We start from the raw sequence: 19,266 nt of genomic DNA, 5'->3' as shown, positions 1-19,266 counted from the left end.
CCCGTGGTCCCGCCGACAGGAATCGAACCTGTATTTGCCGCTTAGGAGGCGGCCGTTCTATCCATTGAACTACGGCGAGTGGGGCCGGATTATTACAGCCCCCCAAGTCGCTTCGCTCCTGCCCCCAAGGGGCGCCACCCATCGGGCCGGGGAACCCGTCCCTTGGGCGTGGTCCGAAGTGCACGGCGCTTCGCCCGTGCGCGAGCGCGCAGCGCGAGATCCATCAAGCCACGCCCGCGGAACCGGCTTTGCCGGGCCGCCAGGCGGCGCCCCCTGGGGGCAGGAGCGAAGCGACTGGGGGGCCTCTATTCCCACCGCCAAGTGCCGATCAGGTCGACGGAGCGGTCGAGACCCGATTGCAGGCGCATCACGAAGCGCTGGGCGATGCGGTAGGTGACCTGCAGGCTGCCGGTGCTGGTGTTGAGGTTCTGCTCGTAGGCCAGGTACACGCGCTTGGAGAGCTGCTTGCCGACCGAGACGACGGTCTCGTCGTTGTTGGTGCCGTCGCTCGACCGCACGGAGACGTCGTCGATGCCGAGCGCGCGGGTGATCGCTCCGGGGCCGCCGTCGTCGTCGCCGGCCAGGAGTGCGAACGCGGCGCGTTGCACCAGGGCGGCGTCGGAGCGGCCGAGTCCGTCGCTGGCGTGGCCGAGCATGAGCCACGAGAGCATTTCGTTGGTCGACATCACCGGCTGCGAGAACAGGCGCACACGCAGGTTGGCCAGCGTGCCGATGACGGTGACGCCGACGCGCACGTCAAGGTTGGGGCGCGTGGCTTCGATGTCGAGGTACATGTCGGTGGGCGCGCCATTGAAGGTGACGACGCCGCGGTCGATGACGAGCTTCTGGCCGTAGTTGGCGAAGGTGCCGTCGACCGCATTGACCTTGCCGTTGAGCGCCCACTTGCCGTTGGGCAGGCTGACCGCGAGTTCGCCGCGCAGTTTGGTGTCGATGCCCAGGCCGCGCATTCGCAGGTTGTCGCCCGCGTTGACGACCAGGTTGAGATCGACCTTGTCGAGCCCGGTGGAGCCCGGCGACGTCGGCTCTTCGGGCTGGTTGGTGCGGCCGACGACCGTGACGTCGTCACCGAGGCTGGGCGAGCTGAGCCGCATGAAGTCGACCAGGCCCTCGTCGACCACGAAGCGCCCCTTCGCGCGCGCGGTGCCTTGCTCGATCACGAGCTCGGCCTCGCCGCTGGTGACGATGCGCAGGTCGACACGGCCCAGGGCCTGGAACTTGTCGGCCACCAGCTTGAGGCGTGCACGCCAGGCATCGTCGAGCTGCGCATCGCCTTCGAGGCTGATGGAGCCGTCGCCGCCGCGCGCGGTGAACTTGTTGATTCGGGCGGTGTCGCCGCGCAGGGAGATGTCGACCTCGCCGTCGGTGATGCTCACGCCTTCGACGATGTTGCGTGCGCCGAGCCCGGTGCCGCGCAGCGCGCCGGTGTACTCGGGCGCGTTGACGCGGCCGCCGAAGCTCGCACTGAGGTTGAGCTTGCCGTCGAGCCGCCAGCCGGCGGGCACCCACGCGCCCCAGGTGCCGAGGCTGGCGACCTGGGCTTCGATCACGCCGTCGATCGGTGCATCGGGTGCAGGCCATGCCAGTTGCGGCGAGGTGCGCACCACGACCGCACCGCCGAGCACGCCGAGTTGCTGCCCGGCCAGGCCGGCGCTGAAACTCCACACGCCGTTCTGCGCGTTCAGGCCGATGCGCAGGTCGGTCAGGCCGAGTGCCTGGGTGCCGCTCTCTTCGGTGACGGTGAGGTCGCCACGGGTGCGTTCGAGCACGATGTCGGCACTGAAGGTGTCGGTCTGCCGGATGTTGACGCGGCCGGACACGCGCAGGTCGCCGCCCCAACCGAAGCTGGGTTGCAGTCGGCGCAGCAGCGGGGCCACGTCGAGCGGTTCGAGTTCGGCCTGCATGTCGAGCTGCTGGGTGCGCACGCCCTGGCCCGATTGCCAGTCGAGCTGGTTCCAGCGCAGGCCGGCGCCGAGGATGTTGGCGCTGCCCTCGTCCACGTCGACGCGCGGCGCATCGCCGCCGACGTACGCCACGCCCACGTCCTTGATGGCCAGCAGCGGTGCGGCGCTTTCGTCCGTGGTGCGCAGATCGAGCAGTTGCACGCGGCCCTTCCAGGCCAGCGGCGGCGTCGCCTGGTTGCCACGCGCGGGCGGCGCGAACACCCCACCGCTCACGCCGCCGCGCAGGTTCAGCGTGCCGAGCGTTCGCGTGGTCGGGGCCGACGCGGCCGGTGCGGGGGCACTGGTTGCCACGGTCTCGCGGGTGCGCGCGCCGGCCGGCTGAGAGGCCGGCGGTTTGGCGGCGGGCGAGTTGGGTGGCTTGACGGCCGGGCGTTGCCGCGCCTGCAGGTTCTCCATCCAGATGGGCGGCGCGGCCTTGAGCTCTCCGCGCACGAGCAGTTCATGTGCGGCTGGTGTGCCCGTCAGTGCGAGGCTGCTTGCGCCGAGCTGGCGTTTGCTCCAGGCGGCCTGGCCGATGTTGAGCAGCACGTCGAGCGGCGCATCGGGAGCGGTGCCTGCTTGCCAGCGCAGGTCCGCCTGTCCGACGCTCCACACGCCGGCGCGTACGTTGGCGAGCGTGGCCTTGCCGTTCGTGCTGACGGCCGGCCAGCGCCCGCGCAGCTCGGCGCTGGCGTTGATCTCGCCGGCCAGGCCGTCGAGCAGGGTGCGGGCCTGTTCGGGCGTCAGGAAGAGCTGCAGCAGGGGCGCCACGCGCCCGAGTACCGAGGCGTTGGCGGTGGCCGTCCAGCGGTCGGCGCTGCCGGTGGCGTCTGTGCCGACCAGACCCTCGAGCAGCATCTGGTTGCCGCCCAGGTCGAGTTCGGCGCGCGCGTTGAACGGGTCGCGCGGCGCGTTGTGGGCGAGCTTGACGCTGCCGTTGAGGGGCACGCCGGCGAGTTGCGTGTTGGCGATGTCGAGCGTGGTGTGGCCGCGCAGGCCCGCAAGATGCTGCGGCCAGCTGTTGATGGTGTGGCTGGGGGTTGTGAAGACCGTGTCGGGCAGCGTCAGGGCTGCATCGCCCGTGAGGTTGAGGCTGTACAGCCCTGCCTGCCAGCCCGCTCCGGGCCCGGCGGGGAACCAGGGCCGGGGGTCGAAGTCGGCCGTCTTCGCCTTGCCGGTGATCTGCCACGCCTCGCCCCGGCGCGTGGCCTCGCCCTTCAGCGTGGCATAGGTGCTGCCGGCGGCGAGCCGGATCTCTTTCACGTCGATGAGTTCTTCGGTCCCCTGGGCCTCGACGTGCACATGCGCGGCGCGCGCCGATTGGTCGAGCACGCCCTTGAGGTCGACGCGTGCATCGAAGATCGGCAGCACCTTGGCGTCGGGCGCCTGCATGAGTCGCCGCGCCGTCACGCTGATCGGGCCGCTCAGCGTCATGGCCGCGAGGTGTGGGTCGAGCAGGCTCGGGTGCAGGCTGCTCACCTGCGCGTCGAGTTTCAACTCGCCGCCTTCGAAGTGGCCTTGCGCCTTCAGCGTGCCGGCGTCCTTGTTGCCGTCGGACAGCACCATTTCGGCATTGCTCAGTTCGAACCTGCGCGCCGTGCCGGTGTGGGCTTGCAGATCGATCTGCAGGCTGCGCACGGGCAGGTGCTGCGCGTCCCACCGGCCCGGCTTGGCGTTGGTCAGGTGGGCGACGGCCGTCACGGCCCGGGGTGCGCCGCCCGGTTGGCTGGCCGCACCGCTTGCGGGCGTGATGCGCACGTCGCCGCTCAAGGCGGTGCGGGGGGCCTTCTCGATCAGCGCCGACAGGTCGAAGTTCTGAGTGGCCGCCTGCAGTTCGGGCAGGGGCCAGGCATCGGCCGGGGCGACGATGGCGTGCGCGTCGAGCGCCTGGCCCTGGCCGCGCAGTTCTGCCTTGGTTTCAAAGCGCGCTAGCGGGCCGTGCGCGCTGAGGTGGGCCTGCCAATCGGCCTGCCCCGTCTTCGCCCAGGTCGGCAGCAACCGGTCGGCGTCGGGGAGCGCGGGGCTGTCCTGGATGGCGTGCAGGTCGGCCTCCAGGGTCATGGGCGCGTCGGCGCCCAGCGTGGCACGGCCCGTGATGAACAGCGGCTCGAGCCGGGCGCTCAGGTCTTCGACGCGGTGGACCGTGCCCTGTTCAGCGCCGAGCGAGAGCTTGGCTTGCACGTCGCGCAAGGGCCGACCTTCCAGCCCGGGCAGGTGGACTTCGCCGGCACGCAAGTCATCGATGTGCAACTCGAGCGGCATGCGCAAGCTCGCCGGCAGCGTGCTTGGCTTGCCGTCGGTCGGTGTGGCATCGACGGCCGGCGTGACGGTGATCGTCACGCGCTCGGCGCTCAGGGCGTCGGCGCGCAGCGCCACCCAGGTCGCGGGATAGGGCGTGTAGCTCGCTCGCATGTTCTGCCAGCGCGGCTGATCGATCTCGATGCGCACGCCCGCCGCGGTAACGATGACCTGCCGCGCGCTCAGGTCACCCAGCAGCACGCCCTTCGGCTCGATCACCTGCACGCCGATGCCCGCGCTCGACAGGCGCGCGAGCACCCAGGCCGTGCCGCCCACCGTGCCGGCGGCCCACAACAGCAGCGAGACGGCGGCCGCGACCAGCGCAATAGCCACGACCGCGGTCGCCAGGCCGATCAGCGCGCGGCGCATGCGCCGCCGGGCGCGCAGCTGCGCGAGCGTGGGCGCCGGTGTTGGCTCGGGCTCGGCAGGCGTTGCCGCAGCCTCGTCCGAGGGGGGGAGGGACGGGTCGCTCATCAGAAGGCGATGCCCACGCTGAAATGCAGCCGGGTCTTGTGAACCTTCTCACCATACGCCACGTCGATGCGCAGCGGCCCGACCGGGCTGCGCCAGCGCACGCCCACGCCGTAGCCGAGCGCGAAGTCGAACTCGCTCCATTCGTCGGCCGCATTGCCGGCGTCGATGAAGGTCGCCCACCAGATCGACGGGTACTTGTCGCTCACTGGCCGGGCGATCTCCAGGCTGGTGGTCACGAGCTTGCGGCCGCTGACGAGCACGCCATCGCGCGTGGGGCCCAGGTCGCGGTAGCCGTAGCCGCGCACGGAGTCGTCGCCACCGGCGCGGAACAGCAGCGTGTCGGGGATGCCGACGCTGGGCTTGGCGAAGACCTCGGCGAGTTCGAGCCGAACCTGCGAGTAGAACTGCCCGGGCAGCGGCCAGTACAAGGTGTTGCGCGTGTACAGCCGCGTGAACGGGCCGTTGTCCTGGTCGTTCGACAGCGAGTAGCCTGCGGCGGCCTGGATGATCGTCGTCAGGCCCTTGGTGGGCAGCAGCACGCTGTCGAGTTCGCGCCAGGTCCAGTTGTAGTTGCCCGAGAAGGCGCGGTTGTTGTGTTCGCCCGTGGCGTTGGTGACCGTCACGTAGAGGTACTCGCCGTAGATCATGCGGTCGATGCGCTCGGTGACGAGCGAGCGGCCGGCCCGCGCATGCCACGAGAAGGTGGAGTCGACGTCGGTGTCGAGCCGGCTGACGCCGCCGGCCAGGAGCTTGCGGTACATCTCGTCGTTCGGGTCGCCCATCAGGTCGCCCTCCCACGAGCGCTCGGTGCGGCCCAGCTTCAGTTCGTTGCGGGCCTGGAAGGGGAAGCCGAACGGCCGGTGGTGCACGTACTCGAGGGTGAAGCGTTCACGCGTCGAATCGCTGTAGCCGACGCCCGCGATGGCTTCCTGCTGCTTCTTCTCTTTCACTCGCACGGTCACGGGCGTGGCGGCGGCCTTGGCCGGGTCGGGGTCGATCTCGACCGACACGCTGTCGTACAGGCCGATCTTGGTCAGGCGCTCCTGGTAGTCGAGCAGGCGCTTCTCGCTGTAGGGCGTGCCGTAGCTGAACTGCGCCAGGTTGCGCACGGAGGTTTCGCCGTAGTGGTTGACGCCTTCGATGCGCAGCTCGCCCAGGTGAAAGAGCGGACCGCTGTCGAGATGCACGTTCAGGGTGGCGCTGTTGTCGCGCACGTCGATGCGGGCGGCCGAGTCGGCCAGGCTGGCCACGGCGTAGCCTTCGGCACGCAGCAGCGCGAGCGCGCTGTTCTTGGCGCTGCGCCAGGCCGACTGGCTGAACGGCTTTTGCTCGGGCAGGGCCCAGCTCTCGTGCAGCCTGGCCATCAGCGCCTTGGCACCCGGGTCGCCGGCGTCGGCACGCTTGGCCAGCTCTCCCTCCACCGTGAGCTCCCAGTGATCGACGGTCACGTGCGGCCCGGTCTGCACATGCATCTCGATGAGCGGCGTGCTGTCCGCGGGGTCGCTGCGGTCGACGGTGACGGTGGCGTTGAAATACCCCTCGGTCTCCAGCAACTGCTTGGCCTGTGCGGGCGAGGCGTTGGTGAGCCGCACGAGCTCGGCGTCGGTGATGCCGCCTGCGTGCGGCGCGTTCTGGAAGCGCGAGAGATCGAGATTCTCGACCAGCAGTTTGCGCAGGTCGTCCGGCGCGTTCACGTTCAGGCGGTAGGAGATGCCGTCGGTCGGGCCCGAGGCGGCAGCGGCGGCGGCCGTGGCGGCTTCGCCGGACTCGTCGTCCTTCTTGAAGATCGCGCAGCCGCCCAGGCAAGCGGCCAGGGTCACCACCGCCAGCAGGCCCGGCAGGCGCCAGGCCGATGCCCGATGCCTCATTTGCTCAGCAGGCGCATGGCCCCTTCGAGGCCTTGGAGGGTGAGGGGGAACATTCGCTGGTTCATCAACTGCTGGATCACGGAGATGCTCTGGCGGTAGCCCCACACGCCTTGAGGCTCAGGGTTGATCCAGGCGAACTTGGGGAAGGCGTTGGTGAGCCGCTGCAGCCATTCGGCGCCGGCTTCCTCGTTGTTGTATTCGACGCTGCCGCCTGGCTGCAGGATCTCGTAGGGGCTCATGGTGGCGTCGCCCACGAAGATCAGCTTGTAGTCCTTGTTGTACTTGCGGATGACGTCCCAGGTGGAGAACTTCTCGCTGTAGCGGCGGCGATTGTTCTTCCACATGAAGTCGTACACGCAGTTGTGGAAGTAATAGAACTCCAGGTGCTTGAACTCGCTCTTGGTGGCCGAGAAGAGTTCTTCCACGCGGTGGATGTGTTCGTCCATCGTGCCGCCCACGTCCATCAGCAGCAGCACTTTCACCTTGTTGTGCCGCTCGGGGATCATCTTGATGTCGAGCATGCCGGCGTTGGCGGCGGTGCTGTGGATGGTGTCGTCGAGGTCGAGTTCGAGTTCGTTGCCCTCGCGCGCGAAGCGGCGCAGGCGGCGCAGTGCCACCTTGATGTTGCGCGTGCCGAGTTCGAGTTGGTCGTCGTAGTCTTTGAATTGGCGCTGGTCCCAGACCTTCACCGCGCTCTTGTTGCGGCTCTTGTCCTGCCCGATGCGAATGCCCTGCGGGTTGTAGCCGTAGGCGCCGAAGGGCGAGGTGCCGCCGGTGCCGATCATGCGGTTGCCGCCTTCGTGGCGTTCCTTCTGCTCCTCGAAGCGCTTCTTGAGCGTTTCCATCAACTCGTCCCAGCCCATCTTGTCGATGGCGGCCTTTTCTTCGGGGCTGAGTTCGAGCTCCATCTTCTTGCGCAGCCAGTCGAGCGGGATGTCCTGCGAGAAATCGGCCAGCATCTCGACGCCCTTGAAGTAGGCCGCGAAGGCGCGATCGAACTTGTCGAAGTTGGCTTCGTCCTTCACCAAGGCGGTGCGCGCGAGAAAGTAGAACTTGTCCACCGTCGGGCCCGCATCGTCGTCGATCACGCCTTCCTTGATCGCTTCGAGCAGGGTCAGGTATTCCTTGACCGAGACTTTGAGCTTGGCGGCGCGTAGGGTGTAGAAGAAGTCGATCAGCATGGGCCGGATTTTGAGGCATGGCGTCCGCCCGCGGGGAGCGCCAAGGCGACAAAGCTGAAAGGGCCAATGCTACGTGGCGGCTGGCGAGGCGGGTCTCCATGCCGCCGTGGCGCCGGCGAGGCATTTCATCGGCAGCCGGCCTCGCGCCGTGTGGCAGGCGTGTGTCCCGTGAGGAATCACCCGAATTCCGCCCCGCCATGCCCGGGAATGGGTGACATCCGGGCACGCTCCTCGCATCATGTCGCCCGGTATGGAAGCAAAGAAATTGGCATGGGCAGGGTGGGCGGCGGCGCTTTTGGCGCTGTCGAGCGCACCTGCGTGGGCTGACAACGCCTTGCCCGATTGCCCAGCCACGGCCTTCGGCGACGTGGCGCCCGCCTTGTTCTATCAAAAGATGGACGGCGCCTGCACCCTCGACAGTTCGCGCTGGAAGGTCGAAACGCCGCGCGTCAAGCCCACCGACCCCGGCCCGAGCCTGGTGGTGGCCGAATACAGCAGTCTGTCCTCCACAGAACTGGTTTCGGGGTTCGTCGGCTCCATGCGCCTGGACTGGGCTGGCGTGCGCCCCCCGGATGCCGATGGTGGCTTGCGCACGGCGCGCACGGCGCTGGCCTTCGGCGGCTCCATGCAGTTGCTCGACAGCCTGTCGCTTCAGACGAGCCTCGGGATGGAGTACACGTCCATCGAGCGCACCCGCGCCACCGTGACCAGCGTCTGGCAGCCCTTCCGCTCGGGGGTGCTGTTTGCCGAGTGGGCGGGGTCGGATGCCGGCACCGAATCGAGCCGCGTTGGCGGGCGGCTCTGGCTGGTGCCGCAGCGCTTCGCCGTGGATATCGCCGCTCGTCACCTGCCCGATGGCGCGGGCTGGGGCGACGAGCGCTTCGGGGTGGCCTTCAACTGGCCGTTCAAGTAAGCGTTATTGCGGTCTCGATGCGGGCGCTCTTCAGGGCGCCGCTTTCTTCTTCTTGGGCGAGCCGCGGCCCGAAGCCGGGTCGTGCCGCGCCAACCATGAGAAGAACTCCTCGTACCAAAGCTTCGAATTGCGTGGCTTCAGGATCCAGTGGTTTTCATCCGGGAACCACACCAGCCGCGCATCCACCTCGCGCGCCTTGAGCGTGTTGTAGTAGGCCAGACCCTGCTGGTCGGGCACGCGGTAGTCCAGTGCCCCATGAACCACCAGCGTCGGCGTGCCCATGTGCTTGGCGAACGCGTGCGGGCTTTGCGCGTGGATTCGCGAGAGATCGTCCCAGTACCAGCACCCCAGGTCCTTGGCGTGCCAGGAATAGGCGTCGTCGCTGAACATGGCGGTCCAGTCGAAGCAGCCGGCATGGCATACGTAGGCCTGGTAGCGACCGGGTTTCACATGGCCGTTCATCCAGGCCACCATGTAGCCGCCGTAGCTGCCGCCGGTGGCGAAGACTCGCCGGCGGTCGATCCAGGGCTTCTTGATCAGCCAGTCGGTGGCGGCTTCCACGTCCTGCAGTTCGAGCTCGCCCCAACGGTGGGTGATGCTGTCGAGGAAGGCGTAGCCGAAGCCGCTGGAGCCGTGGTAGTTGACGCAGGCGACCACGTAGCCCTGGGCCGCGAAGACCTGGTTGTTCCAGCGGTAGTGGAAAGTGTCTCCCGCGGCCGCATGCGGGCCGCCATGGATGACCTGCATCAGCGGGTACTTCTTCTTGGGATCGAAGTCGGGCGGGTAGATGAGCCACACCTGCACCAGGTCGCCCTGTGCGCCGGTGACCTCGACGGCCTCATGTCGGCTGAGCCGGAACTGCCTGAGGCGCTCGTCGTTGAAGCTCTCCAGGCGCACCGCCGCGTTTGCGCCGCGTTGTGCATGGACCCGTACGGGGTGCGCCATGGCATCGGCAGCCGTCACGAGCGTGTCGCCCTGCAGATCGAACTGGTGCACCCAGCCGCCCCGTGCGGCAATTTCGGGTGTGCCGCCCTCGGTATCGAATCGATAGAGGTGGCGGCGGCCCTGGTCCTCGGCGCAGAAGTAGATCGCCCGGCCGCTCTCGTCCCAGCGCAAAGGCGTGTTGACTTCATGGTCCCACTCGGCGCTGAGCACCCGGTGGCGGCCGCCGCGCTCCAGCACGGCCAGTTGGTGGTGCATGGTGTGCCGCCTGCCCTGGTGCGCCGTCACGAAGGCGATGCGCTTGCCGTCGGGGCTGTAGCGCGGGGCTTCGCAGTTCCAGTCCTTGTCGCGCACGAGCAGCTGAACCGTGCCGTGGCGCAGGTTGAGTTCCGCGATGGCCTTGCAGTGGTCGATGCGTCGCACGGCGTTGGGATCGGTGGCGAAGGCGATGTGCTTGCCGTCGGGCGCGATGTCGAACGCATCGGCGTCGGGATCGCAGCGCGTCAGCTCGTGGCTCGTTCCCTCGAAGAGATCTTGGATGCGGCCGCTCGCCACGTCGAGCACATGCAGATGCGGCACGCGGCCCATGGGCAGGTTGCTGTCCCAGTAGCGGTACTGCGCTTCGCTGGTGACGTAGGCCGTCTCCTTGCGCTCCTTGAAGGCCCGGTGGCGCTTGTTCTGAGCGGCCGCTCCCTTCACGTCGGGCCAGACCCACGCCACGAAGGCAATGCGCTTGCCATCGGGGAACCACTTGAACGCCTCGATGCCGGGCGCGAAATGGCTCACACGCTGCGCCTCGCCGCCGTCGGGAGCGATGACGTACAGCTGCGGGGTCTCGTCCTTCTTGCCCTCTTGCTCGCGCCTGGCGATGAAGGCGAGCCGGTCACCGCGCGGCGACCACGCAGGCTGCCCGTCCTTCGGGCCACAGCTCGTCAGCCGTCGTGGCTCGCCGCCGAAGGTGGAGAGCAGCCACAAGCTGCTGTGGCCCTTGTTGTCTTCCATCGAGTAGCTCGTCACCGAGCACACGGCCTGGGCGCCATCGGGCGAGAGCGCGAGGCCGCCGATGCGATCGAACTGCCAGAGATCGTCGATGCCGAGGTGTTTGCGTTTGGCCATGGTCGTCTCGATTCCTTCGACGGGGCAGGGCGGGGCGCCCATGAAAAAAGCCGCTCAGCGCGGCTTTTGGAGTTGGTACTGCAGGTGGGCCTTGACCTCGGGCCATTCGCCCGCGGTCAGGCTGTACATCACCGTGTCGCGCACGGTGCCGTCGCGGCGCAGGGCGTGGTGGCGCAGCACGCCATCTAGCCGGGCGCCCAGGCGTTCGATCGCGCGCTGGCTCGCGAAGTTGTAGTTGTCGGTGCGCCAGCCCACGAGCCTGGCGCCGAGCGTCTCGAACGCATGCGTCATCAGCATCAGCTTGGCGGTGGTGTTGACGTGGCTCCGCTGAACGCTCTTCGAGTACCAAGTGTAGCCGATCTCCAGCCGCTCGACCGCGGGCACGATGTCGTGGTAGCTGCTGCAGCCGATGACGCGGCTGCTGGGTTTGTCGATGACGGCAAACGCCAGCCGGTGGCCTTGCGAGAAACCCTTGAGCGCGGTCTCGATGTAGGCCACGGTTTCGTGCGGCGCTGGCACCGAGGTGATGCGCAGTGTCCAGAGTTCGCCGTCGGCGGCAGCGGCCAGCAGGCCCTGCAGATGGCTGCGTGCCAGGGGTTCGAGGCGAAGGCGCTCGCTTTCCAGGGTGACGGGCGCCACCGGCTCCATATCAGCGGTTGTGCCGTTGCATGAAGACGAGCTTCTCGAACAGCGACACGTCTTGCTCGTTCTTGAGCAACGCGCCGACGAGGGGCGGCACCGAGACCTTGTCGTCCTTGCTCTGCAGCACTTCGAGCGGGATCTCTTCGGCCACGAGCAGCTTCAGCCAGTCGAGCAGTTCGGAGGTCGACGGCTTCTTCTTCAGGCCGGGCAGGTTGCGCACGTCGTAGAAGTTCTTCAGCGCGGCCGACAGAAGTTCCTTGCGCAGGTTCGGGAAGTGCACCTCCACGATCTTGCTCATGGTGTCGGCGTCGGGGAACTTGATGTAGTGGAAGAAGCAGCGGCGCAGGAAGGCATCCGGCAGCTCCTTCTCGTTGTTCGAGGTGATGAACACCAGCGGGCGGTGCACGGCCTTGATGAGTTCGCGTGTCTCGTACACGTAGAACTCCATGCGGTCGATCTCGCGCAGCAGGTCGTTCGGGAACTCGATGTCGGCCTTGTCGATCTCGTCGATCAGCAGCACCACCGGCTTGTCGGCGGTGAAGGCCTGCCACAGCACGCCCTTGACGATGTAGTTGTGGATGTCCTTGACGCGCTCGTCGCCGAGCTGGCTGTCGCGCAACCGGCTCACCGCGTCGTATTCGTACAGGCCTTGCTGCGCCTTGGTGGTCGACTTGATGTGCCACTGCAGAAGGGGCATGCCCAGGGCCTGGGCGACCTCTTCGGCCAGCATCGTCTTGCCGGTGCCAGGCTCACCCTTGATGAGCAGCGGGCGCTTCAGCGTGGCCGCCGCATTCACCGCCAGCATCAGGTCATCGGTGGCGACATAGTTCTCGGAGCCTGTGAATTTCATACGGCGGTGCTAGGTGAAAGGGTGACGGGCCAGTATATAAGCGCCCTTTCCCCTGGCGCTGTCTGCTGCATGACACCGCCCGGGATGCCATAGAGCCCCGCCATGCCTTCCATATAATCCGCGGTTACTTCGAAGACCCGCCCCGCAGGAACATGAAACAACTGCTCTCCACGATCCTCGCCCTGGCTGCACTCGGCAGCGCCACCGTCAGCGCCCAGGCGCAGGATGTCAAAGCCAGCCCGCAGGCAGGTGAAAAGAAGGCGGCCATGTGCATCGGCTGCCACGGCATTCCGGGCTACCAGGCCAGCTTTCCGGAGATCCACAAGGTCCCGATGATCGCGGGCCAGGGCGCGAAGTACATCGCCTCGGCGTTGCACGCCTACCAGAAGGGCGACCGCAAGCACCCGACCATGAAGGCCATTGCCGGCTCGCTGACCGACCAGGACATCGCCGACGTCGCCGCGTTCTACGAACAGCAAGGCGGCAAGGCCGACTCGGCCAAACCCGCGGCTGTCCAGCCGAACGCCGCGGTCGCCAAGCTGCTGGAGCAAGGCAAGTGCAGCTCCTGCCACGGTGCGGACTTCAACACCCCCATCGATGGCACGTACCCCAAGCTGGCCGGTCAGCACGGTGATTACCTGTTCGTGGCGCTCAAGTCCTACCAGACCGCACACAACCCGCAGGTCGGCCGCTCCAACGCCATCATGGCGGCAAGCGCGCAGCCGTTCACGCATGCGCAGCTCAAGCAGCTCGCACAGTACCTGTCGACGCTGCCGAGCGACCTGCACACGGTGCCGCAATCGCGCTTCCGCTGACCGCCAGGTCAGGGCCACCAGTCAGGGCCCACTTCACAGCAAACGCCGCTCCCACCGAGCGGCGTTTTTGTTTGCGCGTGGCGGTCAAGTTTGGCGGCCGGGTGTCGATACCTCTCTGAGCGGCGCGCTCCTCTGCGTGCCGGGTACGCCCCACCGAACCATGCTGAAGAAGATCCCTATCCAACAGCTGCGCCTGGGCATGCATTTGCATGCGCTGGAAGGCTCGTGGCTCGACCACCCCTTCTGGAAGACCAAGTTCGTGCTCGACGACCCGGCCGACCTGGAAAAGCTGCGCACCAGCGCCGTCACGGCCTGCGTGATCGATGTCAGCAAGGGGCTCGACGTGCAGGCAGAACCGACCGCCGTAAGCCCCAAGCCAGAGCCGCCAGCGCCGCCGCCCGCCCCCGTGGCGCCGCCTGCCGTCCCCGCGATCATCAGCACCGAAGCCACAAGCATGTCGGGGGAGGTCAAACGCGCCGCTGCGGTGATGTCCAAGTCGAAGCAGGCCGTGATGGCCTTGTTTTCCGAAGCCCGCATGGGCAACGCCATTGATGCGCAGGCCTGCCTGCCGCTGGTCGACGAGATCGCCGGCTCGGTCTACCGCAACCCGGGTGCGCTGGTCAGCCTGGCGCGACTGAAGACACACGACGACTACACCTACATGCACTCGGTGGCTGTGTGCGCGCTGATGGTGTCGCTGGCGCGCCAACTCGGCCTGGACGAGGCCCGCACGCGTGAGGCCGGCCTGGCGGGCCTGCTGCATGACCTGGGCAAGGCCATGATGCCCACCGAGGTGCTGAACAAGCCGGCGAAGCTCACCGACGACGAGTTCAAGATCATGAAGTCGCACCCGACCTGCGGCTACGAGATGCTGCTCGAAGGCGGCACGGCGACGGCCGGCGCGCTCGACGTCTGCCTGCACCACCACGAAAAGATGGACGGCAGCGGCTACCCCCACGGCCTGCGCGGGGACGAGATCTCGCTGCTGGCCAAGATGGGCGCGGTGTGCGACGTGTACGACGCCATCACCTCGGACCGCCCCTACAAGAACGGGTGGGACCCGGCCGAATCGATTCGCAAGATGGCCGAATGGCGTGGCTCGCACTTCGACGACGTCGTGTTTCAGGCCTTCGTGAAGAGTGTCGGCATCTACCCGATCGGCTCGCTGGTGCGCATGCAGTCCGGCCGCCTGGCGGTGGTGTGCGAGCAGAACGCGGCTTCGCTGGTGGCGCCGAAGGTGAAGGTGTTCTTCTCCACCCGATCGCAATTGCACATCACGCCCGAGTTGCTCGACCTGTCGAGCAGCCTGTGCGTCGACCGCATTGCCGCGCGCGAGTCGAACGCGCAATGGAAGTTCACCCACCTCGAAGAGCTGTGGGCTGGCGCAGACGCGCCCAAGCGCACGGGCGTCACCGCCTGATTGGCCGCCTTAGGGCAACGCTGAACAAGTCCCTCGCAGCCGCCGCATCCTTGATTTCGGCGGTCTGCGGCGCTGCAAATGCTCGCGATACCTACGGGTATCGCTGTGCTTTGCGCCTTGCAGCCCATCCGAACTCAAGGCGCGGCAATCTGCGGGGACTCATTCAGCGTCGCCTTAGGCGCCCTCCAGCCCGGCCAGGTCATCGAGGATCGGGCAGTCGGGCCGCGAGTCGCCCTGGCAGCAATCGGCCAGTTGCGCGAGCGTGCGCTGCATGGCCTGCATCTCGTCGATGCGTCTTTGCAGTTCGGCCACGTGCGCGCTGGCGATGCGCTTCACGTCGGCGCTTGCGCGGCGCCGGTTGCGCCACAGGCCGAGCAGGGCTTCGATCTCTTTCATGTTGAAGCCCAGGTCGCGTGCGCGGCGGATGAAACGCAGCGTGTGCACGCTGGCCTCGTCGTAGAGCCGGTAGCCGGCCTCGGTGCGCGGCACCTTGGGCAGCAGGCCGAGCCCCTCATAGTGCCGGATCATCTTGGCCGAGACCGCCGACAGCTTCGAGGCTTCACCGATGTTCATCGCGGGTCTCCGTGGGTTGCCAGCGTTTGAGCAGCAAGGCGTTGGCGACGACGCTCACGCTCGACAAGGCCATCGCCGCACCCGCCACGACCGGGCTCAGCCAGCCGAGTGCCGCAAGCGGGATGCCGATCACGTTGTAGATGAAGGCCCAGAACAGGTTCTGGCGGATCTTGGCGCTGGTGCGTCGCGAGATATCGATCGCGGCCGACACGAGTGACAGGTCGCCGCGCATCAACGTGATGCCGGCGGTGGCCATGGCCACATCGGTGCCCGTGCTCATGGCGATGCCCACGTCGGCGGCGGCCAGGGCCGGCGCATCGTTGACACCGTCGCCCACCATGGCCACTTTCGCCGTTGCCGGCAGGCCTTGGCGCAGTGCGGCGATCACACCGGCCTTGTCACCGGGCAGCACCTCGGCGTGGACTTCTGCGATACCCAACCGGGCCGCCACGGCGTGCGCGCTGCCCGCGTTGTCACCGCTGACGAGCACACTGCGCACGCCTTGCTGGGCGAGCAGGCGCACGGCGTCGGCTGCCTCGGGTTTGACTTCGTCACCGAAGGCGAGCAAGCCGAGCAGCGTGGGCGGGGCGTCGGTGCGTGCCACCCACGACACGGTCCTGCCCTGCGCCTGCATGTCGCGCGCGGCCGGGGCGAGCGGCGCGGTGTCGATGCCGAGCTCGCTCATCCACCGACTACTGCCCAGTGCCAGCCGTTCGTCGCCCACCATGCCTTGCACGCCGCGCCCGGCAACGGCCTGGAGCTGCTGCGCGGGTGGGGCGGCACCGGCCACGAGCAGCACCGCGCGCGCCAACGGGTGTTCGCTGCCCGATTGCAGCGCGGCGGCGCGCGTGAGCAGGTCACTCTTGGCGATGCCGTAAGGGATGGCGTCGATGAGCACCGGCTGACCGCGCGTGAGCGTCCCGGTCTTGTCGAAAGCCATGACCTTGACCTCTCGCAACGCCTCGAGGGTCATGGCGTCCTGGATGAGGATGCCGTGGCGCGCCGCCGCTCCCGTGCCCACCATGATGGCGGCCGGCGTGGCCAGCCCGAGCGCGCAAGGGCAGGCGATCACCAGCACGGCCACGGCGTGCAACACGGCCGTCGGGGCATCGCCTTGCAGCCACCACCAGCCCGCAAAGGTGGCCACGGCCACCAGCATGACCGCGGGCACGAAGACCGCGCTCACCTTGTCCACCAGTTGCTGGATGGGTGCCTTGCGCGCCTGCGCCGACTCGACCAGGCGCACGATGCGCGCCAGCGCCGATTCCGCGCCGACGGCGGTGGTGCGCAGCACCAGCAGGCCCTCGGCGTTGATCGCGCCTCCGGTGACACGGCTGCCCGGGCCCTTGGCCACAGGCAGGTTTTCGCCGGTGAGAAGCGATTCATCCATGTGGCTCTCGCCTTCGAGAACGCTGCCATCCACCGGCGCTCGCTCGCCCGGGCGCAGCACGACTTCGTCGTCCACACGCACCTGGGCCAGAGGCACGGTCTCCTCGACCCCGTTGCGGCGAACGCGGGCGTTCTCGGGGCGCAGCGCCTGCAAGGCGCGCAGCGCTTCGGTGGTCTGGCGCTTGGCGCGCGCTTCGAGCCATTTGCCCAGGCGCACCAGCGTGATGACCACCGCGGACGATTCGAAGTAGAGCGGCAGTTCAGACGATGCGCCATGCCACATCTGCCACAGGTGCCACGCGCTCAGCGCGTAGGCAGCGCTCGTGCCCAGGGCGACGAGAACGTCCATGCTGGCGCTGCCCGAGCGCAGCGATTTCACGGAGGCCACATAAAAGCGCGCACCCAGCCAGAACTGCACTGGTGTGGCGAGCAGCAGTTGCAACCAGCCAGGCAGCATCCAGTGCTGGCCGAAGGCATCTCCGATCATCGGCAACACCAACGGGGCCGACAGCAGTGCGCCGGCGATCACGGGCCAACCCTCGCGGGCGGGCGGTGGGGGCGGGGCGCTCGCCTCGCGGGCGGTGTAGCCGGCGCGCGAAACGGCCGCCAGCAGGTCGGAGGTGGGGCCGCCGTTTCGCTCGCGCACGACCGTGGCCTCTTCGGTGGCGAGGTTGACGCTGACCGACTGCACGCCGGGCACGCGCGACAAGGCCTTCTCGACGTGGCTCGCGCACGACGCGCAGGTCATGCCTTCGATGGGCAACTGCAAGGTGAGGGTGGGGGATGCCATGCGGTGCAGCTTAGACCTTGCCATCATGGGAGGGTCAATCGCCTTGAAAGACCCGCGCCACGACCTTGACATCATGGCAAGGTGCAAGCTGGCAGCCTCGTTGCACGCACCCGGACCTCACCATGATCGAACTGACGCTCCCCACCATGAACTGCAACAACTGCGCGCGTGCCGTCACCGAGGCCGTGCGCCGGCTCGACAGCCAGGCGCAGCTGAGTTTCGACCTGCCCAAGCACCAGGTGCGAATCGAATCGACTTGCAGCGCCGACGAATTGCGCCGGGCCCTGGCCGAAGAGGGTTACGACGCGGCCCCATAAACTCCTCGCGTTTCCCCTTTACCTGCTGGAGCGCGCATGACACGCAGCCTGTCGTCGATTCTTTGCATTGCCGCCGCCCTTGCCGCCATTTCGGGCGGCCCGGCCTCGGCCCAGACCCTGCGCTGGGCAACCCAGGGCGACGCGCAGACCATGGACCCGTATTCGCAGAACGAGATCCTGACCAACGCCATGAACGGGCAGGTCTACGAAACGCTCGTCAGCCGCGGCAAGACCATGGTTCTCGAACCGACGTTGGCCACCGAGTGGCAGCAGCTCAGCCCCACGCAGTGGCGCTTCAAGCTACGGCCGAACGTGAAGTTCCATGACGGCAGCGCGTTCAGCGCCGACGACGTGCTCTTCTCGTTGCAGCGGGCGCGCGATTCGGGATCCGACATCAGCGTGTACGCCAATGCCGTGGGCACGCCCAGGAAGATCGACAACCTGACGGTCGAGTTCACGCTCGCGAGCGTCAACCCGATCTTCATGCAGCACATCAGCCTCTTGCCCATCATGAGCCGCGCCTGGGCCGAGAAGAACAAGGCCACCAAGCCGCTCGACTTCAAGAACAAGGAAGAGGGCTACGCATCGTTCCACGCCAACGGCACGGGGCCCTACGTGCTGGTCTCGCGCCAGCCTGACGTGAAGACCGTCTACAAGCGCAATGCCGCTTGGTGGGGCAAGTTCGAGGGCAACGTGCAAGAGGTGGTCTACACGCCGATCAAGAACGACGCCACGCGCGTGGCGGCGCTGATCTCCGGTGAGATCGATCTCATCCTCGACCCGGCACCGCAAGACCTGCCGCGCCTGCGCAACACCGCCGGCCTGAAGGTCATCGACGGGCCCGAGAACCGCATTGTCTTCATCGGCATGGACCAGTCGCGTGATGAACTGCTCTACAGCAGCGTCAAAGGCAAGAACCCCTTCAAGGACCAGCGCGTGCGCCAGGCGCTGTACCAGGCGGTCGACATCGAGACGATGAAGACCAAGCTGATGCGCGGGCAGTCGGTGCCCACGGGCGGCATCACGCCCTCGCCGCTGGGCGCCTTCAACGACCTCGCCCTCGAAAAGCGCCTGCCCTATGACCTGGCTGCGGCCAAGAAGCTCATGGCCGACGCCGGTTACGCGCAGGGCTTCGAGGTGACGCTCGATTGCCCGAACAACCGCTACATCAACGACGAAGAGATCTGCCAGACGCTGGCCGCCATGTGGGCGCGACTAGCTGTCAAGGTGCGCGTCAACGCGATGCCGCGTGCGACCTACTTCCCCAAGGTGCAGAAGTACGACACCTCGATGTACATGCTGGGCTGGGGCGGTGCCATCACCGATGCCGAGACCATCTTCACGCCGGTGCTGCGTGGGCGTGGTGAAGGCGGCGTGGGGTCGTGGAACTTCGGTGGGGCCAGGGACGAGAAGTTCGAGGAACTGGCGGCCGCGTCGAGCAAGGAAGCCGACCCGAAGAAGCGTGAAGAGATCATCAAGGCGGCGCTGAAACGGCACAACGAGCTGGTGCTCAACATCCCGCTGCACCGCCAGATGACTCCCTGGGCCGCACGGGCGAATGTGTCGGCGGTGCATCGGCCGGACAACTGGCTCGAGTGGCGCTGGATCAGCGTGAAGTAGGCCCCCAGTCGCTTCGCTCCTGACCCCGAGGGGCGCCACCCAGCGGCCCGGCCGAGCCGGCTCCGCGGGCGATGCTTGATGGAAACCTTGCTTCGCT

Annotated in this window: 13 protein-coding genes and 1 tRNA gene; 5 read left to right on the top strand and 9 right to left on the bottom strand. The window is 67.5% G+C overall.

Annotated elements, in window-relative coordinates:
* Nucleotides 1-4: 4 nt before the first annotated feature.
* From AC1KAR_RS12725 to AC1KAR_RS12710, 4 genes are all read right to left on the bottom strand, one after another.
* Nucleotides 5-79: transfer RNA gene (locus tag AC1KAR_RS12725), tRNA-Arg, on the bottom strand.
* A 226-nt stretch (nucleotides 80-305) separates the two neighbouring features.
* Nucleotides 306-4,733 (bottom strand): translocation/assembly module TamB domain-containing protein, encoded by a 4,428-nt coding sequence (locus tag AC1KAR_RS12720; RefSeq protein ID WP_480318186.1) that lies wholly within the window; start codon nucleotides 4,731-4,733, stop codon nucleotides 306-308.
* Entirely contained in the window at nucleotides 4,733-6,601 is a 1,869-nt protein-coding gene (locus tag AC1KAR_RS12715) for an autotransporter assembly complex protein TamA (protein WP_480318184.1), read from the bottom strand. Before AC1KAR_RS12715 ends, AC1KAR_RS12720 begins: the two co-directional genes overlap by 1 nt.
* The gene (locus AC1KAR_RS12710; protein ID WP_480318182.1) at nucleotides 6,598-7,782 is read right to left on the bottom strand and encodes a vWA domain-containing protein; all 1,185 of its coding nucleotides are present in this window, start codon (nucleotides 7,780-7,782) and stop codon (nucleotides 6,598-6,600) included. Before AC1KAR_RS12710 ends, AC1KAR_RS12715 begins: the two co-directional genes overlap by 4 nt.
* Before the next feature lie 250 nt (nucleotides 7,783-8,032).
* On the opposite strand from AC1KAR_RS12710, the gene AC1KAR_RS12705 reads away from it, so the two are divergent.
* Nucleotides 8,033-8,695, top strand: a complete 663-nt coding sequence (locus tag AC1KAR_RS12705; RefSeq protein WP_480318180.1) for a hypothetical protein — start codon at nucleotides 8,033-8,035, stop codon at nucleotides 8,693-8,695.
* A gap of 30 nt (nucleotides 8,696-8,725) precedes the next feature.
* On the opposite strand, the gene AC1KAR_RS12700 is transcribed toward AC1KAR_RS12705, so the two are convergent.
* The 3 genes from AC1KAR_RS12700 to AC1KAR_RS12690 are packed head-to-tail and all read right to left on the bottom strand — an operon-like array spanning nucleotide 8,726 to nucleotide 12,245.
* Nucleotides 8,726-10,753 carry a S9 family peptidase gene (locus tag AC1KAR_RS12700; protein WP_480318178.1) on the bottom strand — a complete coding sequence of 676 codons (2,028 nt, stop codon included), beginning with the start codon at nucleotides 10,751-10,753 and terminating at the stop codon, nucleotides 8,726-8,728.
* A 54-nt stretch (nucleotides 10,754-10,807) separates the two neighbouring features.
* Nucleotides 10,808-11,401 (bottom strand): GNAT family N-acetyltransferase, encoded by a 594-nt coding sequence (locus tag AC1KAR_RS12695; RefSeq protein WP_480318176.1) that lies wholly within the window; start codon nucleotides 11,399-11,401, stop codon nucleotides 10,808-10,810.
* A gap of 1 nt (nucleotide 11,402) precedes the next feature.
* Nucleotides 11,403-12,245 (bottom strand): AAA family ATPase, encoded by an 843-nt coding sequence (locus AC1KAR_RS12690; protein ID WP_480318175.1) that lies wholly within the window; start codon nucleotides 12,243-12,245, stop codon nucleotides 11,403-11,405.
* Nucleotides 12,246-12,397: 152 nt separating this feature from the next.
* Between AC1KAR_RS12690 and AC1KAR_RS12685 the strand changes: the two genes are divergently transcribed.
* Entirely contained in the window at nucleotides 12,398-13,060 is a 663-nt protein-coding gene (locus AC1KAR_RS12685) for a c-type cytochrome (RefSeq protein WP_480318173.1), read from the top strand.
* A 160-nt stretch (nucleotides 13,061-13,220) separates the two neighbouring features.
* The gene (locus AC1KAR_RS12680) at nucleotides 13,221-14,480 is read left to right on the top strand and encodes a cyclic di-GMP phosphodiesterase (RefSeq protein ID WP_480318171.1); all 1,260 of its coding nucleotides are present in this window, start codon (nucleotides 13,221-13,223) and stop codon (nucleotides 14,478-14,480) included.
* 174 nt (nucleotides 14,481-14,654) lie between these two features.
* Here AC1KAR_RS12680 and cueR read toward each other — a convergent pair whose 3' ends face one another.
* Together cueR and AC1KAR_RS12670 are read right to left on the bottom strand one after the other, a co-directional pair.
* The gene (gene cueR / locus AC1KAR_RS12675) at nucleotides 14,655-15,053 is read right to left on the bottom strand and encodes a Cu(I)-responsive transcriptional regulator (protein WP_480318169.1); all 399 of its coding nucleotides are present in this window, start codon (nucleotides 15,051-15,053) and stop codon (nucleotides 14,655-14,657) included.
* Entirely contained in the window at nucleotides 15,040-17,259 is a 2,220-nt protein-coding gene (locus AC1KAR_RS12670; RefSeq protein ID WP_480318167.1) for a heavy metal translocating P-type ATPase, read from the bottom strand. The genes cueR and AC1KAR_RS12670 overlap by 14 nt, the downstream gene beginning before the upstream one ends.
* A 95-nt stretch (nucleotides 17,260-17,354) precedes the next feature.
* On the opposite strand from AC1KAR_RS12670, the gene AC1KAR_RS12665 reads away from it, so the two are divergent.
* Complete coding sequence (locus tag AC1KAR_RS12665; RefSeq protein ID WP_480318166.1) at nucleotides 17,355-17,549, top strand: heavy-metal-associated domain-containing protein; 195 nt, start codon at nucleotides 17,355-17,357, stop codon at nucleotides 17,547-17,549.
* A 36-nt stretch (nucleotides 17,550-17,585) separates the two neighbouring features.
* On the top strand, nucleotides 17,586-19,169 hold the full coding sequence (locus AC1KAR_RS12660; protein WP_480318164.1) for an ABC transporter substrate-binding protein: 1,584 nt from the start codon (nucleotides 17,586-17,588) through the stop codon (nucleotides 19,167-19,169).
* The last annotated feature ends 97 nt before the right edge of the window (nucleotides 19,170-19,266 follow it).

The organism is Piscinibacter sp. PDB1-1, assembly GCF_056675995.1.
This window is presented reverse-complemented; position numbering and strand designations above follow the sequence as displayed.